Source organism: Burkholderia sp. PAMC 26561 (genome assembly GCF_001557535.2).
In the GTDB taxonomy this organism is placed as follows: domain Bacteria; phylum Pseudomonadota; class Gammaproteobacteria; order Burkholderiales; family Burkholderiaceae; genus Caballeronia.
Window position 1 is genome coordinate 38,988 of the sequence record NZ_CP014311.1, and the last position, 17,037, is coordinate 56,024.

At 55.5% G+C, this 17,037-nt stretch carries 19 protein-coding genes; 16 read left to right on the forward strand and 3 right to left on the reverse strand.

Features of this window, described 5'->3' with window-relative positions; all coding sequences use genetic code 11:
- Positions 1 to 101 precede the first annotated feature (101 nt).
- Together AXG89_RS33660 and AXG89_RS43920 are read left to right on the forward strand one after the other, a co-directional pair.
- Positions 102 to 1,148, forward strand: a complete 1,047-nt coding sequence (locus tag AXG89_RS33660) for a hypothetical protein (RefSeq protein WP_062174955.1) — start codon at positions 102 to 104, stop codon at positions 1,146 to 1,148.
- 762 nt (positions 1,149 to 1,910) lie between these two features.
- Positions 1,911 to 2,084: a hypothetical protein gene (locus AXG89_RS43920; protein WP_236873617.1), complete on the forward strand. Its 174-nt coding sequence runs from the start codon at positions 1,911 to 1,913 to the stop codon at positions 2,082 to 2,084.
- 43 nt (positions 2,085 to 2,127) lie between these two features.
- Here the strand turns inward: AXG89_RS43920 and AXG89_RS33675 are convergent, their stop codons facing one another.
- The gene (locus AXG89_RS33675) at positions 2,128 to 2,583 is read right to left on the reverse strand and encodes a response regulator (protein WP_082771734.1); all 456 of its coding nucleotides are present in this window, start codon (positions 2,581 to 2,583) and stop codon (positions 2,128 to 2,130) included.
- A gap of 370 nt (positions 2,584 to 2,953) precedes the next feature.
- On the opposite strand from AXG89_RS33675, the gene AXG89_RS33680 reads away from it, so the two are divergent.
- From AXG89_RS33680 to AXG89_RS33740, 13 genes are all read left to right on the forward strand, one after another.
- Entirely contained in the window at positions 2,954 to 4,378 is a 1,425-nt protein-coding gene (locus AXG89_RS33680; RefSeq protein ID WP_069638506.1) for an SEFIR domain-containing protein, read from the forward strand.
- An 84-nt stretch (positions 4,379 to 4,462) separates the two neighbouring features.
- Positions 4,463 to 5,590, forward strand: a complete 1,128-nt coding sequence (locus tag AXG89_RS33685) for a hypothetical protein (RefSeq protein WP_062174960.1) — start codon at positions 4,463 to 4,465, stop codon at positions 5,588 to 5,590.
- A gap of 541 nt (positions 5,591 to 6,131) precedes the next feature.
- Positions 6,132 to 6,377, forward strand: a complete 246-nt coding sequence (locus tag AXG89_RS42585; protein ID WP_162916200.1) for a hypothetical protein — start codon at positions 6,132 to 6,134, stop codon at positions 6,375 to 6,377.
- Between the two features lie 117 nt (positions 6,378 to 6,494).
- Positions 6,495 to 6,956, forward strand: coding sequence for a hypothetical protein (locus AXG89_RS33695; RefSeq protein WP_062174962.1), 462 nt, complete (start codon positions 6,495 to 6,497; stop codon positions 6,954 to 6,956).
- 45 nt (positions 6,957 to 7,001) lie between these two features.
- The gene (locus AXG89_RS33700) at positions 7,002 to 7,298 is read left to right on the forward strand and encodes a hypothetical protein (protein WP_062174963.1); all 297 of its coding nucleotides are present in this window, start codon (positions 7,002 to 7,004) and stop codon (positions 7,296 to 7,298) included.
- A 93-nt stretch (positions 7,299 to 7,391) separates the two neighbouring features.
- Positions 7,392 to 7,784, forward strand: a complete 393-nt coding sequence (locus AXG89_RS33705) for a hypothetical protein (protein WP_062174964.1) — start codon at positions 7,392 to 7,394, stop codon at positions 7,782 to 7,784.
- Positions 7,781 to 8,245: a hypothetical protein gene (locus AXG89_RS33710; RefSeq protein ID WP_062174965.1), complete on the forward strand. Its 465-nt coding sequence runs from the start codon at positions 7,781 to 7,783 to the stop codon at positions 8,243 to 8,245. The genes AXG89_RS33705 and AXG89_RS33710 overlap by 4 nt, the downstream gene beginning before the upstream one ends.
- Before the next feature lie 255 nt (positions 8,246 to 8,500).
- Positions 8,501 to 8,962, forward strand: a complete 462-nt coding sequence (locus AXG89_RS33715; protein ID WP_162916201.1) for a hypothetical protein — start codon at positions 8,501 to 8,503, stop codon at positions 8,960 to 8,962.
- Between the two features lie 99 nt (positions 8,963 to 9,061).
- The gene (locus AXG89_RS33720; protein ID WP_062174967.1) at positions 9,062 to 10,597 is read left to right on the forward strand and encodes a hypothetical protein; all 1,536 of its coding nucleotides are present in this window, start codon (positions 9,062 to 9,064) and stop codon (positions 10,595 to 10,597) included.
- Positions 10,598 to 10,850: 253 nt separating this feature from the next.
- Entirely contained in the window at positions 10,851 to 11,876 is a 1,026-nt protein-coding gene (locus AXG89_RS33725; protein ID WP_062174968.1) for an ATP-binding protein, read from the forward strand.
- Between the two features lie 150 nt (positions 11,877 to 12,026).
- Positions 12,027 to 12,944 carry a hypothetical protein gene (locus AXG89_RS33730; protein WP_062174969.1) on the forward strand — a complete coding sequence of 306 codons (918 nt, stop codon included), beginning with the start codon at positions 12,027 to 12,029 and terminating at the stop codon, positions 12,942 to 12,944.
- A 13-nt stretch (positions 12,945 to 12,957) separates the two neighbouring features.
- Complete coding sequence (locus tag AXG89_RS33735) at positions 12,958 to 13,260, forward strand: hypothetical protein (protein WP_062174970.1); 303 nt, start codon at positions 12,958 to 12,960, stop codon at positions 13,258 to 13,260.
- A 2-nt stretch (positions 13,261 to 13,262) separates the two neighbouring features.
- Complete coding sequence (locus AXG89_RS33740; protein WP_062175078.1) at positions 13,263 to 14,504, forward strand: vWA domain-containing protein; 1,242 nt, start codon at positions 13,263 to 13,265, stop codon at positions 14,502 to 14,504.
- A gap of 73 nt (positions 14,505 to 14,577) precedes the next feature.
- Here the strand turns inward: AXG89_RS33740 and AXG89_RS33745 are convergent, their stop codons facing one another.
- Both AXG89_RS33745 and AXG89_RS33750 read right to left on the reverse strand, forming a co-directional pair.
- Positions 14,578 to 14,943 carry a hypothetical protein gene (locus AXG89_RS33745; RefSeq protein ID WP_062174971.1) on the reverse strand — a complete coding sequence of 122 codons (366 nt, stop codon included), beginning with the start codon at positions 14,941 to 14,943 and terminating at the stop codon, positions 14,578 to 14,580.
- Between the two features lie 146 nt (positions 14,944 to 15,089).
- Entirely contained in the window at positions 15,090 to 15,542 is a 453-nt protein-coding gene (locus AXG89_RS33750) for a zinc-finger-containing protein (protein WP_062174972.1), read from the reverse strand.
- Between the two features lie 433 nt (positions 15,543 to 15,975).
- Here AXG89_RS33750 and AXG89_RS33755 point away from each other — a divergent pair, with 433 nt between their 5' ends.
- Positions 15,976 to 17,025: a CpaF family protein gene (locus AXG89_RS33755; protein ID WP_062174973.1), complete on the forward strand. Its 1,050-nt coding sequence runs from the start codon at positions 15,976 to 15,978 to the stop codon at positions 17,023 to 17,025.
- The last annotated feature ends 12 nt before the right edge of the window (positions 17,026 to 17,037 follow it).

The window sequence follows — 17,037 nt, forward strand, 5'->3', positions numbered from 1 at the left end:
GTCGGCATTTTTTCGTTCGGCGGCGTTCCGCGCAGCCTTTCTTACCTAAGCGGGTACGCAGCCCGTTTGGGCTGCTCCGCATCAATTTCTTGGAGCTTTGTATGGGTGCAACTGTTTTGACGTGCAAGCGTGCTGGCGCGTTTCAACGCGCTGATGGCGAATGGATTTTCGCGTTGTTCGAAAGAACCTATGAGAAAAACTGCTATCCGCATCGCGACCATTGGTCGGGCATTACGATCGGCAATTATGAGAGCGTGATGCGGAGAGTCTTCCACCACGCCAGATCGTGTGAAGGCGGGATGCTGCAATCAAGATCCGGTGATATCAGGCCCGAGCAATACATCGAGTCTTGGCGCCAAGAACTGGCAAAACCCATGATGTTGCACGACAGGCAGATCGACCTTCGGGTGGGGAAAGCTTTCGATGCAAGCATCCCAGAGAAGTCGCTGGATGATGTGCAACGGCGCCTTGCGAAGATGGGCCAGCACAGTCGGTTCGACGCGTTGGGTGCCGGTGGTCTATCCGTTTCTCTGCACGGGGATGTCGACCTGCTCATTGCGTTATATGGCGAAGGCGGCCCATTCAGCTTATGGCGTGTGCTTACCGTCGACGATTGCGGATCGGTGCCGGTGACGGCTCCTGTACCGCGGTTGCTGCCGGCCGCTCAGGTCATGCGCCAGATGCCCGATGTCAAGTGTCATGCGATCGACGGTGAAAACCGGGTGGTGTCGTTCGACGGAAAACCTTGGTACCACGCTGGCTGGCAATACAACGCCGTCGGGTCATTCATTACCGACCTCGCGTATGACCTCGATATGGCTCATCCCGGCTTCGCCAAGCGCGCCATCCCAGAATATCGGGACATGCTGCGCAAAGCTTCACCGGTGCCGCGCGACACCGCGTTGACCATTTCGCGTGCGCCTGAGGGGGTAAGCAAGTGGGCGGTGGCGTCGGCCGATGAGCTTGCTCTGCGCATCGGCATCGTTGCATCGGGGCAAGATGATGCTCCGCAGGAATACCGCTGTCTGTTCAGCGAACTTCTCGCAGATCCCGAGGCCAACTTGCTCTATAAATTTGGGGCATCTCGAACGCTCTCAAATCACTTGGGATGTACCCTTGGACCAATCGACCAACGAGCCGTCGCCTAAGGCGTGCATCGAACAGTTTTCACTCTCGCTGTTTTAACCCTTTCGATAAACCGCTCCTGTTGGGAGCGGTTTTTTTTCGTCCGTGTGATTTGCGCTATTAGTCGAAGTGTCGTCAAACGATAGCCCGACCATTGCGGCATAGTTCTGCGGATCTGCCTCGGCAATAGCCACCATCAGCATCATGAATGCGCTGGATCCTTCGAGCTCTGCCGCGAAAACCCGCGCAGTGCGAACCGTAACAGTATCGGTGTGAAACAGCCCATCGTCACCGTAAAGGCTGTAGTCGAATTGGTCGAACGCCGGACCGTCGACGCTTGTAACTCGGGCGTGGGAAGTTATCCGAGCTTTCATGGGGAGAGCCCTCGTCGTCTTCTTAAAATGCGCAGGATACAACAGGACGGTAATAGGCCGATGTCCGCTTGGATGATCAGCCGGAGAACAATCCTTGCGGAGAGAGTAGACCACTAACAGGAGAAATTTATGCAATTCATTAATCTACTGGCACGCGCGTTCGCGTCTGGGACTGGTGCCGCAATTGCCTCTGGGGCAGTTGCATCCCGTGAGGGGGTCAACAACGGATCAAGCGCCGTAGCCCCGATAAATGCCGTCGCGCACTGCGTGTGGCCAGCAGAAGCCATGCTCGATGAGCGCGCGAGCGTACGGCTCACGGGGACTGGTGCATTTATTCATTGGGGAGCCAGCGTTTTTTGGGGCTTGCTATTCGAGTCACTGCGTGGCCGTCGCGCGTCGACAGGAGCGATCGTGCGAGCCGCTGGAATTACGGCCGCCACTGCGTATGTCGTGGATTACCACGTGGTGCCCGAACGCGTAACGCCGGGATTCGAGGCGCACGTGCCGCCGCGTTCTTTCGTCCCGATCTATGCGGCGCTCGGCGCGGGGCTCGCACTTGTTGCGCTTGCAACGAAGCGTCGATAAGGCCTTGTAGGTGCGCGACACCGTCCTTTGGATGCGACCGATATCAGCTCGTGAGCGTCTCGATCAGCCGCATTAGGTAGGTGGTCGCATGGCCCTTTTGGCAGTACGCGTCGATCTCGTCATCGACGAGGCGTTGGCGCACATCCTGTTCGTCCAAAGCGGTGAACGCGATGATCACGGTTTCGACGGTCCGCGAATCCGCGCGTATCGCCAACGCTGCCTGTAAACCGTTGCAATCCGGCATGGAAATATCCATCACGATGATTTGCGGTAACCATTCGCTCGCAATCGCGATCGCTTCGCGCCCACCGAGGGCAACACGGCAGTCGGCGTCGTGAAGAGACATCATGGCCGCTAGCGCTTCTACGCCATTGCGGTTGTCTTCTCCACGAGGAGAAGACGTAATTTTTGCCCGTCGGGATGGGCGCGCCTGGTACTCCAGGTATGAGCGAATCGGTTCATGAGATGTTGCATGTGCGACCCTGCAGAAATTACCCATAACGTTGGCCTCGCCGACTTTTGCGCACCCTGATCCAGCTAGATTAGCAAGCAAGCAAGCGGCCTGATCCCCGTTACTAAGGGACTTTGATGCCAATCCAAGCCATTGCGGCTCCAAAAAAGAGCTAAACAAACGAACCCGTCTCTAACTTTCGCTGAATACGGGGTATTAAGTATGCCTAGCTAAATGAAGTTTGTGGGAGATGCGTTGGTGCTGGTAGGTAAGCGTAATCGCCACTATTCGTGGTGCCTTTGTCGGTAGAAGTTAAAAGCCGAGCTGTAGCGATAGGGAGCGCTTGATTGAACCGCTAGGCCGATTAAAAATGTTTAAATCAAGTAATATGCTGCATTACCTTATCCCTCAGAGAAACATGATGACGCCAAGAGTGTTTATATCTTATAGCTGGTCCAACGAAGAACACCAAAATTGGGTCTTGAGTTTCTCCACCGAACTTGTCGAATCTGGAGTAGACGTAGTTCTTGATAAGTGGGATTTGCGCGAAGGCGACGACTCGATCCAATTTATGGAGTCTATGGTAACTGATGAGCGCGTAAAGAAAGTTCTTATTATCTCAGACCGTACTTACGCAGAAAAAGCCGACGGCCGGCACGGCGGCGTTGGAACAGAGACACAAATTATCTCGCCAAGGGTGTTCGCTCAACAGGACGATAGAAAATTTCTCGCAATTGTCACGTCTCGAGACAAGGATGGTGATCCATATTTACCGGTATTTTACGGATCACGTATTTACATTGATCTAAGCGACGCTGCGACGTATTCGGAAAACTTTGATCGTATATTGCGTTGGATTTTTGATAAACCATTTCATGTAAAACCTAAGTTAGGGTCACCCCCGTCATTTTTAAATGACGTAACAACTCCATCGCTTGGAACTTCCTCCGCATACCGTCGGGCGGTTGAGTCAATTAAAAATGGCAGACCAACTGCGACTGGTGCCATCGCTGATTTCTTTCGTACCTTTTCAACAAGCCTGGACACCTTTCGAAGCACATCTGGAGATGAGCAATTTGACGTTCTGATAGCCAATCTAGAAGCAGTTCTCCCGGCCAGGAACGAGGCAATACAAGTGTTTATTGCACTTGCTCAATATGCATCTTCTTTGAGAAATGCTGAAGAAATTCATCGATTTATAGAGTCAGTGATAGCTTATGACACAATACCGTCCGGCGTCATGCAATATCGCGAGACAGACGCCGATTTTTTTAAGTTTGTAATGCATGAGCTATTCTTGTATGCATTGGCGGTTTTTATTAAATTTGAAAAATTTGATGTCGTTCAATTGCTTCTGACCAAGCTGTACTATGGACCAATTTCTATGCAAATACAGAGACAAGGTACCGAGTCTTATTCCAGAATATGGCAGCCTCTTAAATCGCTGGAGATTCGGAACCAAAAGCTTCAGTTAAGACGACTTTCTTTGCGAGCCGACCTGTTAATAGAACGAGTAACGGGAACTGGGATTAGCACAACAGATTTGATGCAGGCCGATTTTATAGCTTTCTTGAGGGCGGCTTTCCATAAAACGGGGATTCGATGGCACCCTGAGACACTGTTGTATGCGTTAAATAAACACGATGCTTTCGAGGTGTTTGCACGAGCTAAGTCAAAAACTTATTGTGCACAACTCGAGCAGATCTTTGGCGTTAGCTTGCCCCCGGCGCTCGCGGAGGTTGTCGCTAACGCCGCTGAAGGACGGTATGTTCCACGTTGGGATTGGCAAACCCTTGACATTGCAGTACTTGCAAACGCAGCGGACATCGGGAGGCTGCCATGACTGCGGATTTGCGGAAAATCGACCGAGTGGCTTGTGTAGAAATATCGATATGGTTGCGAGTTTAACTTTAGTATAGGAGGTTCAATGCCGTTGACAGCTTATTCGTCATCACTCCGCGGTGAGTTCGATGCGCACCAATTGCTCAACCATTTATCCGCTCGTTACGGTCAACCTATGGTCTCTGCGGACACCATTCCTGAAGCGTGGCGCAGTTTCCTACGAAGTGATCTTCAATGCCCATGCTGCTTTGTACGCGGTGCTGAAATCGTCCGAACGGCGGTAAAAGGGAGTAGGACCAACCGTCAAGCTTTTTTCAGGTTCACAACACCAGGGCACAAGCAGCACTGTGATTTTGACAGCCCAGACACCGCAAATAAAGTCCCTGAAAATCTCGTAGCCTTAACGGAGTCGAAATCGACTATAACTCGTGCGGTGAGAGACTTAGTTTGCACAGGGATCGACCTAGGCCTTCTCAGCCAAGCCTCAATCCGTGACATGCGCGAATGGTTCTTTACTAAGAAGATCGGCTCCCTTTTCGAAGTTACGCTTGATTCGCGCCTGCTCCTATGGATCGATGCGCTGCAACGAAATGAGTTCCTTGCTCGCGGCTCACTACCTAAAGGCGTACCCTTGACAAAGGAAATTGCGGCGCTGAAGGCATTCGATTGGCGCGCCGAAGCAGCGCGCCGAATAATAGAACGTAATCCTCAGCACCGGGCGACAATGAAAGCAGTGTTTGAGAATCATCTCGCAATATTCGGGGACGACGGCAGGCGTGCTGGTTTGCTCGCACAGAGATTCAGAGGGCGTGCCGCGTTCGATCCTAATGCGCTGACGGATGAGTACGGGAAGACCTGTTCATTGTCGGAATTTATCAGCCGTAATTACGAGCCCTTATTAGCCGAAAAGAGGGACGCCGGAAGCGCGAGCGTCTTAGCCTTCTCTGCCTTGCTACTCTTTATTCGGAAGTGGGACTTAAGTGCGGCTATCCATGATTTCGCTCAGATCGTAGCTGAATTGGGAAAGGCAAGCCAGAATTTGGGCAATGTAATGGGCCTTAACCCCTTTCACGACTACAACGCGTGGCTCATCCTTAGGCGGTTACAGGAGCTAAACATTTTCGTGCCTGAGAACATTGATATTCAAGCCGAACGTTTGGTTGTGGAGGCTTCGCTTCGTCAACAGTACAACGCTCCCCCTATGTCTACCTGATTGTCTGGTCTTCCAGGGCGAAAAATTTGAAAGCTATAGCGTTTTCGTAACCTTTTGACGCAATGGGCGACGCGCGCGCCGCTAAAGTAGCTTCATTCCCCGCGCTCCTAGCGCATCGACACAAGACGCTCGGCATGCTGGGCTCTTGCATTTCCTCTCTCTCAGTCTGGTCCTCCTCGGTCCAGTCTTTATGGCGGCCACACTGTTGGTCGCCTTTTTTTCTTCCCAATGGGAGCTTCTCCCATCTTGGGACAGCTCCCTTTATTTATCAGGAGTTGTTTCCATGATTGCAACTGCAAAACATGCTTTCGACAGTCTTCGCTGGTACGCGAGACAGGACGCCGAAGCGTGGAAGATATTGATTTTTCTAACCAGCGTTTTACTGATTGCTACCGGTATCGCGTCGGTTAGCACCTAAGTCGCTGCTTTTGCTTTCGTAAAAATCCGCTTCATGCCGGCGACCCGCCAGCCAATACATTCTTACCTCAACGGGAGCCACCTCCCAACGGGGCGGCTCCCTCATTTCCAAGGAGCTTCAACCATGTCTGCAAACGCAACTACTCCGATCCTCAAGGTTTCGTCGTTGAACGGTTTCACCGCCGGTATACGTGTTTCTGGGCAGGATGTAGAAGCCAGTCCACCGCAGCTTCACGGCGGAACGATAAGTTCGGTGTGGAGCGATGGCTCGGCAATCGTTAAGTGGGATCCGGGCTTTTCTCTAGTAGCAGAAGGACATCTCGTTCAAAACGGGCGCGTCAATCTGCATCATCTCCAACGGATGTCGTAGTCGAGATTCCCGTTGTAGCGGCGTGCCCTTCAAGGGACGGCGTACTTTCCCAAATTGTTTTCTTCCGCTAGGCGACCATCCCTAGCGGATGGTTGCGTTTCTTTCCCTGAGGCAACCATGTTGAAACTTCTGTTTTCGTCCCTTTTTCTTTGCATCTTGACCGGCTGCGCATCGGCTGATTTCGGCTCGCCCAACACCTATCAGCGTTACGACGTGCAGCGTATTGGCCAGATGGAACAGGCAACGGTCATCCGCGTGCGGCCGATCACCATCGAAAGCAACTCCGACTCGTCGGGTTTGTCGTCGATCGTGAGTTCGGTCGCAGGTGCATTCCTCGGCTCCCAGGTGATTGGGAACGGACGCGGCCGTTATATCTCAGGTGCACTGTCGGGTTCGGCTACGGGTGTCATTGCCCAGCGCGTGAGCTCGATGATGTCGCGCCACAGCGGTCTCGAAGTGTTTCTGCTTCGCGCCAACGGGCAAACCGTTGTTGTGAGTCAGGTCGATGACCAACAGTTCGCCCCGGGCGAGCATGTCTATTTGATTAACAGCGGCTCCGGTTATCGGATCACGCATTGATCCAGCGTTTTTCTCTTCACTCAATCCCTGTCTTAGGAACTCAAGATGAACACTTACGAACTTGCTGGACACGGTTGCACAACGGGTTGGGACGCAAAGACCAACGACGTGAATGGCGAGAATATGTACAGGATGCGCCCGATCGAGGTTGCCGCACAGGCCGCAAATGTGACGGAATTCCGGGCGATCATGCTTGATCCAGCATTTCAACCGAATGGCGCACGTGTTCGCTATTTCGCGGACGTCGGGCGTCTCTCGACTGACATGGATGCAGAGGCGCGGTATGCGCGCTTGCGTCCCGAACTGAAGCTGTACGAAGAACGTTTTTCCCAAGTAGCTTAGTCAACGGCGGCGTCATTCGACGCCGCTTCAATTCCTTCCCTTGCGGGCAGTTCCCGCAAGGGACCTGCCTCGCTTTTTTTTGTGAGGTAGCGCATGAAATTCCCCCGTTTGTTTTATTCGGACCGTACAGCAGCGAGCGCTGGAACGACCGCGGCTCTCCAACGGCACGCCGCGCGAGTCCTGCGGCGGGTTGCGCACGATTTGCACTTGCGCAGCCATGAAATTGTTGTCCAGTCCGGCCGCCGTACTCGGTCTGGTCGCGTTTCGCTTCGCACAGAGACGTTGTTTCTCGATGTGCTCGACAAGCCGTGCAAGCAGGGCGTTGCTTTTTCATTCCGTACGCGCCGGGACCGCAAGGACCTGACGGGTGGAGGCGAAAACTACGTTGCGCTCGAGCAGCTTGAAACGAGCACGGGTTATCAAGCGTTTCTTGACGGTCTACGGCTGGCCGGCGGGATCAACACATCGTCGGGAGCCCGTAAATGAAGCTCGCAACGGTGAAGGTTGAATACACCTGCGGATTGACCCTCACAGACCGGGTTGCGCTGGACAATACGACTGGAGAAATGCTTTTGCCGCCTAGACTTGTCGCGGTAATGGCGAAAATGGAAGCGTCGGAATGCTCACCGGCGTTTAGTGTGCGGCACGAAGGCTATATATTGCCCGTGCACGGTGGACCTAACGGTACTTACAAGGCTCAAATGCCTGTAAACGTTCCGTTTGGATTTCGCCGGTTTCTTCATCCGATTGCATTGCCGACGAAAGACCAGCGTCAGCAGAATGGTCGATTTATGCAGACGCTTTCGGCAGCCTCTATCGTCGGCGCGGTCGGCTATGCTCATTCCGCGGTGCGGTGGGATTTACCAACGTTGCTGAATACGGCCTCGCTTGCCCTCCTTGGAGTAGTATTGTGGTACGCAGGTCTTTTAGCCATGAAAGGAGATTAACGTGGGTGCGACGATTTTCACATTTGTGCTTGGCGTGTCCATTGCTGCTTTCTTAGCGTGGTCAAACCATAATGGGCAGAAGCATGATCGCGAACGCGATTGGCATTGAGTAATTAATGTAGCGGGGCGAAAGCCACGCAGAAGAACGAAGCCGCATCCCCTGACGGGATGCGGTTTTTTTTGTGTGCGCGCCGGATGGCGGGCAATCCAATTGACGCGCTTCGGCGCGTTTTTTTCGTTTACGGAGAAATCACGATGCAACTCGGACAAGCTGTTTTTGGACAGAAAGATCTCGCGGCGCGGGCAGTTGCAGCCAGCGCCGACGCGATCGCAGTGGTCCCAAGCGCAAAAATCGATACGGACGGTAAGACGGTCAATCAAGTATACGGCGCGCTTTGGGCATGTCTCTCTCGCACCGAACTGGAGCCGGAATGGCTCTCGTTGGCAAACACCCGAGACCATCCCGACGAATATGCATACGGTGCGCGGCACGCCAGGATGTGGCCGTCACAGTTCATGTTCGACCGGCTTTCGGTGTCTGTTTGTATCGGCAACTCGGAGGGCTGGATCATTCACGTGGACTGGGTGACGCGGCCTGAGGCCGAGGATCTCGAGCGCCGCTACGCGATGATGCCCTTGCTTCGCGCAAAGGTGTTTAACCGCAACCAGGCGTGGGACCTAGCACGACTTATCGCCCACAAACTCGACGTCGCTTAATTACCCTTCGCAGTTGTTCTTCCTTGCGCCGAATGGCGCTTCACCCTGACGGGCATCGACCCGGCTGGGGACGATTGCCCGTTTTTTTATGAGGCAATCATGTTCCATCTTTCGACCACCAAGTTTTCCCGCTCCGTTGCGACGTTGCTTGAAGTACTCCAACTGTTTCACAACGACTCCCACTTCCGGGGCATCGAAGCGGCCGACGTCAGTCTAAGTCACGCCGGGCATCCCATGTGCGTGACGAAGTTCGACGGCAAACTGACTGTGCGCATGTCGGGCTCGATGCCTGATTTGTTCCTGGCCATGCTTGACGAGATCGACGGCGCGTATTTTCGTCCAAATGGTAAGCGCCTCGAGCCGTGGCAGATTCGCCGCTCACATTGGCAATTGCTGTTTTTCGCGTTCGAATTGTCTACGCGGCCGTTGTACCTCTTCACCTCGGAGCAGGTTATCGCCTTCGCCAACAATGGGTCGGCCAGCCTGTTTCAGCTCTGTGAGGCAGAAGCCCGCGCTCGTTTCGGATTCGGCCCTGGCGGACCGGCAGTCTCATTTGGATCGGGGCATGTCAACGGGCGACACGAGGTGCATCTCGCCTATGCGCTCGCCGCTGGTGCTTCGGTTGCGGAGGCGGTGCTTGAAGACTATGCAGCGCTTGCCGAGCCGTTCGGCAATGACATTCGATGGGCAAGGACGCTCCTTACCGTGCCGGAATTACGCGGCGTCATGCCGGTCTCCAAGCTTCGAGTGCTCATCAGCGTGATGACGCACTCGCGGCAGTCGATATCTTCAGCGAATGCGGCAGTGCTGGCCATGGTCGCACGGTTGCTCCCCAATGAGACAACCCATGCGGAGGTCGATGACCTGCTTTGTCGCCACGGCCTACTGGACGCGCGTGCGCTACCGGAGACCTACTTTGAGCCGGTGGATATTGGCTCGCCGGTTTCCCCGTTTGCGACCGTCCTTCGACGCGTCATGGCCGATGAACGGAAGGCGTCGACGCTTGAGCGCTTGGAGAAGAAGCGGGCAGCGCGCGAAATCAGCCAACGCGAGTACGACCTGCATCGACACCTTGCGGCGCTGGATCACGGCCGCACCACGTTCGAGTTTGCCAATCGCATGGCGCTTGCCATTCAGAACGCCGATCTGCACCTGTTGATCGATGTCTTGGACCGTCCCGACGATGCGAATCGCTGGACGAAAAAGGCAGTCCGTGAGTTCTACGGGGTAAAGCTCAACGGAGTGACCGCTAAGGCCCGCCGGCGAGCGATTTTCGCCCTCGCAGGTTTGGACGAAGCTCAGCAACTGGAATGGGAGCAACGCGCTGCCGCAAATCGGAAAGCCGAAGCGGTTGCGCGTGACGCCGAACGTGCAAAAGAACGGGCGCAGTCCGCGCGATACCGATACGGTCATAAAGTGATTACCGGCGCTCAACACGTCGAGCAATCGATCGCAAGCGGCTTTAACATGATCACGAGCAATCGATATGGAGCAAGTCTGCGCTATAGCTTGGTCGCCCCTGCTCACGACAGTGCCGAAAGCAGGACACTTCGCGCGTCTGACGGCACGCTTGCGTATGCGCAGTATCTTCTTTCGCAAGGCCAACAGGCTGAGCACTCAACGCAATCCTCTTGACTCCACACCCGGCGCTTGCGTCGGGTTTTTTTGCTCTTTCGAAGTCAGCATCCAACGAAAGCGGGTATGAAAACGCGACGTTTCGAAGCGTTTGCGGCGCCCGGTGTGCCTACACTTCATCCATCAACCGCGTCCTAGACGCATCGACCATCCGCGCCACGCTCACGCGTTGGCCGGCTTCATCTACCCCACAGGGACCACGTCCCTTTGGGCGATGGCTTTGTGGGGTTTTTCTTTTTCAGGGAAAGCCACCATGCAAGTCACGTCCTCGCTACTGTTCGAACTGCTCTCGCTGTATGTCCCCAAGCGCCTTCCTGTGCTGATCACTGGGCGCCCGGGCATCGGCAAAAGCGACATTGTGGAACAGGTCGCGCAAGCCACCGACCACGAACTGCTTATCAGTCACCCGGTTGTTGAAGATCCGACGGATTCAAAGGGTCTGCCGTTTCCATCTCGCGATGGTCAGACGGCTCAGTTTCTGCCCTTCGGAGATCTCGAGCGCGCCTTGTCCGCAAGACGCCCGTTGATCTGGTTTCTCGATGACCTGGGGCAAGCCTCACCGGCTGTTCAGGCGGCCAAGATGCAACTCCTGCTTGCCAGACGCATTGGTGAGCACGTGTTGCCGTCCAACGTCACCTTTCTCGCGGCAACCAACCGCCGAACTGACAACGCCGGCGTGACCGGGATTCTTGATCCCGTCATATCCCGCTTTGCAACGGTTGTCGAGCTTACGCCGACGATCGATGACTGGACGGCTTGGGCGGTCAGGTCAGGGATTGCGCCTGCGCTGATCGCATTCCTGCGGTTTCGTCCCGATCTGCTCTCGGTTCAAAAAACCAGTCGCGACATCGAAAATACGCCGAGCCCGCGCAGTTGGGGTTTCGTCGCAAAGACGATGGACGTGGTGCCGAAGGCGCTCGAACTCATCTCGCACGCGGGTTCGGTGGGTGAGGGCGCGGCGTCGGAGTTTGTCGCCTTTCTGCAGATCTTCCGCGAGCTTCCATCGCCGGATGCGATTCTGCTCAATCCGGACAGGGCACCAATTCCTGAAAACGCCGCTGCGCTGTATGCGACGGCTGCCGCTCTGGCCGCGTATGCGACTGAAGCCAATTTCGATCGCGTGATGGTCTACGTCGATCGAATGATTGCCGGCGGCCTTCGTGAATACAGCGCCTTGCTGGTTCGCGATGCGCTGCGCCGTACGCCGACCATCGCTAATTCCTATGCGTTCATCAACGCGCAGGGTGGCGAAGTCGGCAAGATCATCCGCGGCGAATAAGCAGGGCATTCAAGCTCCGCAATCAATCGTCGCACTTCAAGTTTTCCCATTTCTCTCGAGGCACGGCGCGCTGCACTGGCGCGTCCGCCTCCTTTCTCGTTGTTCCTTTTCTAGCTTCACCCAAACCCATTTTTATATATGGAGTTTTATATGAACACGTCTATTCAATCGAAAGTCATGCTGTGCTCGGTCACGATTTCCACGTGGGTCGCTCGCCGCTTCGACGGCAAGGTCACCGAGGAAGTCGAGAAGTCGCACCAAGCCAAAGGCATTGGCCGCTTTAACAAGCGCTTGTTGCCTGAGTACGCGCCAAGTTTCGCTGAGGTCCTGACGCTGGCAAGCCGCATCAGATCTTATTTCTACGACCACACGTTGAAGTACGACCAGTTGGGCGTTCGGCTCTTGCCGACGATGGTCTACATGGAATTTGCCGAGAAAATGCGTTCGTTGAAAGACGAATTCGACTTGGCGGTTTCGATTTTCCAGACCGACTACCTGGACCTAAAAGAGCGTGCGCGCATCGAACTTAATGGGCTGTTCAACGAGGCGGACTATCCGACCCTCGCTGAGCTGAACACAAAGTTCGGCGTCAAGATGGCCGTGCTGCCGTTTCCCGATGCCAGCCAGTTCGGTGTCGAGTTGCCGGATGACATACTGGCGACGCTTAAAACGGAGTTGGATCAACACGTTCTCGCCTCGATCTCGACTGCCAACGATGACCTGGTTGGCCGTCTGTACGAAGCGGTTTCGCAAATGGCATCGCGCCTGTATGCGAGCGGCAACGTACGACTGGACGTGGCCAACAACGTGCGCGAGTTGTGCGCACTCTTGCCCAAGCTTAACTTCTCGAACGATCCGAAGCTCACACACATCCTTGAGCAGGCCAAGACGCATTTGGCCGTGCACACGGGATCGGACTTGAAGGAATCGTCGGTCCTGCGTTCTCAGGTGGCCAGTAAGGCGCACGAGATCGAAGGATTGATGGCGGCGTTTATGGGTATGTCACCGTCGGCGCCGATTCCGGAAGTCGAGCACTCTTCAGCCATGCAGTTGCGCCTTGTGGCCTGATGGGAGAGACGACATGCAATCGATCATCGCAAAACGCATCGTTGCGACGTTTCACCCGCAGGCATGGGTCAACAACCATGCAGTTGACGTGGATGCTCAAGGCGAATGCCAGTTCGACGTGACCGAATATGTTTCGGCCCTCGGCGAAGAGAAGGCTTCAGCGATAAAAGATTACTCCGACTCGTCGGACGACCTTGTGTCGTTTGCACAGGCTCCAGAATGGGCTAAAAACTGGCCCGGTCCGTTCTTCGTAACGGTGGAGCAATCGATTGACGAGTACTTCAAGTTCGCTGACGTCGCGTGGGATTGGCTATGAGCATCGATCCTCGCATAACAAAACAACGCACTGAGCTTGTGCTTTCGCAGCCGTTTTTCGGGGCGCTGGTGCTGCGGTTGACGGTGGTCGAGGATCGTACCTGCGAGACGTTCTGGGTGGATGGGGAATCCTTGGGCTACAACCCGGATTACCTTGCTACCTTGAACGACCTCGAAGTCCGAGGCGTTCTCGCGCACGAAGTTCTCCACGTGGCCAACGGCCATTGCTGGCGGATGGATGCGCGCGACCCCGGGCGCTGGAACGATGCCGCGGACTACGCCATTAATCCGATCGTGATCGACGCCGGCATGGTGTTGCCAAAGGGCGTTTGTCTGGATGCGCGCTATACGGGCAAGTCGGCCGAGGAGATCTATGGCCAGCTAACCGAGGAAGCGCGCAAGGAGGCGAAGCGAGCGCAAAGCAATGCCGACAGCAAGCGTCTGCCGTCTATGTCGGGCAAGCCGGAACGTCAGGATCAAGGGAACGATCATGATAAACCGGCGAATCCGGCTCAAGCTGCAGAACCACACGGGGCGGCAAGCAGTGGTGAGCCTAAGCCTGCGTCCTTCGGTGAAGTCCGCCCATATCAGGGCAAAGACAAACCAACGAAGGAAGCGGAGTGGAAGGTTGCCGTCATTCAAGCCGCGAAAGCGGCGCAGATGTACGGCAAGCTTCCAGGTTCACTTCAGGCGATGGTTTCTGAAGCCGTGCGACCGGTGGTCGATTGGCGGGCTGTGTTGCAACGCTTTGCTCAACAGGCAACGCCAAGCGACTACAGCTTTGCCATGCCGAACCGCCGGTATCTGCATCTTGGGTTTTATTTGCCCTCGCTGCATACGCCGGCGGTCGCCGATGCGGTGTTCGTACGGGATTCCAGTGGCTCGGTCACGGCTGAGACGCAGGCGCAGTTCAATGCGGAGATCCTGTCGACGTTTTATTCGTTGCAACCGGCGCGCTTGATCGTGATGGATTGCGATACGCGCGTCACGCAGGTCCAGATTTTTGAGCGAGGCGACTCGCCTGAGATCAAACCGGTGCGGGGCGGCGGTGGAACGGCTTTCATTGAGCCATTTGAAAAGGTGCTGACCGAAGGAATCAACCCGGCGTTTCTGGTCTACCTGACAGATATGGAGGGGCGGTTTCCGACGCAGGTGCCGTATTTTCCGGTGCTTTGGGCGTCGACCACGCCGCTTTCACGGGCGAGGAAAGCGCCGTTCGGAGAAACGATGGAAGTAATTTGTTGAACCGGCGCAAGCTGGTCATTTGTGTTTAAGACAAAACCCGGCTGCGTGCCGGGTTTTGTCGTTTACGCACCCCCTAAGCACGCTTCCTCTGCGGCAGCGGCTCAGGCTCGCCCGCTTTCAGTCTTTCTAGACGTGCGCTCGCGTTCGCCAGCACGCCGAAGGGTGCGCTATAGAGTTGCACGTCATGCATCGCAAGCACTGCGGCGATGGACATAGAACTGTCCGCGTCGACACGCCAGCGACCGGCGTCCCGTCCCTCGCAAAAAGCACTATTCAGCGCAGCTTCCGCGTCGAGCCACGTTGCGCGCGCGATTTGCCCATATCCCGCTTCGGCGACGAAAGAAGTAAGAATGAGCACCTCGGTGAGCGACTGGACACCGGCGAGCCAGCCACGAGCGTCTATAAGCGCCTGTAGTGCGCAATGCGCGTGTAGCGACAAGAGGTCGGCTTCTCGTTTGGGTAGCGGAACAAGTGAAAGCTTCGCGAGGCGAGCGCGTGTTGCTTGCGGGCTGCGATTGAAGGGAAGGGTACGGGCCATCGATAGGAAAAAAGGGTTGTGTCCACCGGTTAACGAACGGCGAGCGTTTATTCTGAAGGGGCGCGGTTCAGGCGCGAATTCTCGAACTGTTCGATCACGTGAACCGCTGCGCGACATTGGTCGGCACTGAGCTGATGGATGTTGCACGCTTTTTCGTCGATCTGCAGGGCACTCGCGAGCCATCGGTAGCCTTTGGCGCGAGCCTCGAAGATTGATGATGCATCGCGCCGTGCTTTAGCTGCGGCCATTGGCTCGAGCGCTGCATGCAATTTGGCCTTCAATTCCCGAAGTTCACCATTTGCAAGCCGCCCGAGCGGCACGTTTCGGGTGCTGCGTGAATAAATTCCTATCCACGCCTGGCAAGGCTCACACAACCAGAGTGCCCCGTGATCCTCGCGGTATGGATAGGCGATATCGCCGGCGTGCGCTAGTACCGCGGCCGCGCCGCAGTAGTCGCAACGAGGTTGGGGAAGCGGTTGAACAGGGCGGGCAACACGCATGACAGGTCCATGACTTTGGGCGTCCTTATACGGAGTACAAGGGCTTTGAATGACCGAGTTCGAGGATGTAACGGCATTCGAACCAGAATCGCTGGATTTTAGTCTATTCGCGGAAGAGAAATAGCCGACCATACGAGTAGATCCAAGCACCTAGCTGAATAGAAAGCGCTGTGGAAGCTGGAAAGAGGGGTCTTTTTGCGTGTCTTTCTGAAGGTGCCCTTATACGCCGTATAACCCCCTCTTCATTTTCCCTTGTTGAGCACTTTTCGACCGGCACATCGCTTCGCCAGACGTATTGTCCTTTTTCATGCGCGCATGTTTAGGCTCGGCGTCGATCCGCGGAAAGCCGCTCGATTTCGCTCGTCTTTCGATGACTCTTCGCATGTGCGGCACTGAACAATAGTCGGATGTTAGATCGCCGCAAAAGGCACGCATGTCCGACTTTGCCGACACCCACTTACTCAAACTGCGCCCGCTCGAATCCGAAGCGGTGAACATGTTTTTCGAAGCGCTTTCGCCCCTGCGAGAGCAGCTCGACGCGCCCGACCTAGCCGAAATCATGGTCAATGACGTGCACAACGTCTGGGTCGAGCACCGCGGCGTCATGTCGAAGGTCAATGTCGATCTTCGCCCGGCACATCTGGAAGCCGCAATTCATTCACTGGCATCCTCGGTAGACAAATCGGCACGCGCAGGGAGCGACAAAGGCATCATCAATGCCGGCCACAAAAACCTGCGCATTGCCGCAGTGATGAACCCGACGGCCATCGACGGCCACGCACTAAGTATCCGCAAACACCGCGAATCAAAGCTCTCGCTGTCCGACTACGTTGCGATGGGCGCTTTCGCGGCCGCCAATGCCCGGCCGGAAATCGCGGAAGCGATCGTCTTCGATGACGGCATCGAGAACGAAGCATTGATGCGCGCGCTGGTCTCGCTGGTCCAGTCACGGAAGAATGTGCTTGTCGCTGGGGGCACGTCGGCGGGAAAAACGACCTTTTTGAACGCGATGATCGAGGCAATTCCAGCTGATCAGCGCGTGATCACCATCGAAGACACGATGGAACTGAAGGTACATGTTCCCAACCGGGTGCGTCTGCTCTCGAACGCAGATACCAACGTCACCACTCAGTTGCTCGTGGCGCTCTGCCTGCGCTTTCGACCCGACCGCATCATCGTCGGCGAAGTACGGGGCGGCGAAGCGTACGACCTGCTCCAAGCGCTGAACACTGGCCACGACGGGGGTCTTGCATCTATCCATTCGAATAACGCTCGCACGGCACTCAGCCGCCTCGAGAGCCTCGCCATGCTCGGAATTCCGCCGGGCTCCCGCTGGGAGCTAGAAGACATGCGCAAGAACATCGCTGATTGCTTTAACTACGTGGTGCATTTCAAACGCACGGGCGAAATGCGCCACGTCTCCGAAATCCTCGAAATCCGGGGCTTTCGCAATAACGACTACGACCTCAAACGCGTTTTTTAATCGGGAGCATCA

Coding starts and splice junctions, on each gene's coding strand:
- AXG89_RS33660 (WP_062174955.1), top strand. CDS start 102: ATGGGTGCAACTGTTTTGACGTGCAAGCGTGCTGGCGCGTTTCAACGC.
- AXG89_RS33675 (WP_082771734.1), bottom strand. CDS start 2,583: ATGGGTAATTTCTGCAGGGTCGCACATGCAACATCTCATGAACCGATT.
- AXG89_RS33680 (WP_069638506.1), top strand. CDS start 2,954: ATGATGACGCCAAGAGTGTTTATATCTTATAGCTGGTCCAACGAAGAA.
- AXG89_RS33685 (WP_062174960.1), top strand. CDS start 4,463: ATGCCGTTGACAGCTTATTCGTCATCACTCCGCGGTGAGTTCGATGCG.
- AXG89_RS42585 (WP_162916200.1), top strand. CDS start 6,132: ATGTCTGCAAACGCAACTACTCCGATCCTCAAGGTTTCGTCGTTGAAC.
- AXG89_RS33695 (WP_062174962.1), top strand. CDS start 6,495: ATGTTGAAACTTCTGTTTTCGTCCCTTTTTCTTTGCATCTTGACCGGC.
- AXG89_RS33700 (WP_062174963.1), top strand. CDS start 7,002: ATGAACACTTACGAACTTGCTGGACACGGTTGCACAACGGGTTGGGAC.
- AXG89_RS33705 (WP_062174964.1), top strand. CDS start 7,392: ATGAAATTCCCCCGTTTGTTTTATTCGGACCGTACAGCAGCGAGCGCT.
- AXG89_RS33710 (WP_062174965.1), top strand. CDS start 7,781: ATGAAGCTCGCAACGGTGAAGGTTGAATACACCTGCGGATTGACCCTC.
- AXG89_RS33715 (WP_162916201.1), top strand. CDS start 8,501: ATGCAACTCGGACAAGCTGTTTTTGGACAGAAAGATCTCGCGGCGCGG.
- AXG89_RS33720 (WP_062174967.1), top strand. CDS start 9,062: ATGTTCCATCTTTCGACCACCAAGTTTTCCCGCTCCGTTGCGACGTTG.
- AXG89_RS33725 (WP_062174968.1), top strand. CDS start 10,851: ATGCAAGTCACGTCCTCGCTACTGTTCGAACTGCTCTCGCTGTATGTC.
- AXG89_RS33730 (WP_062174969.1), top strand. CDS start 12,027: ATGAACACGTCTATTCAATCGAAAGTCATGCTGTGCTCGGTCACGATT.
- AXG89_RS33735 (WP_062174970.1), top strand. CDS start 12,958: ATGCAATCGATCATCGCAAAACGCATCGTTGCGACGTTTCACCCGCAG.
- AXG89_RS33750 (WP_062174972.1), bottom strand. CDS start 15,542: ATGCGTGTTGCCCGCCCTGTTCAACCGCTTCCCCAACCTCGTTGCGAC.
- AXG89_RS33755 (WP_062174973.1), top strand. CDS start 15,976: ATGTCCGACTTTGCCGACACCCACTTACTCAAACTGCGCCCGCTCGAA.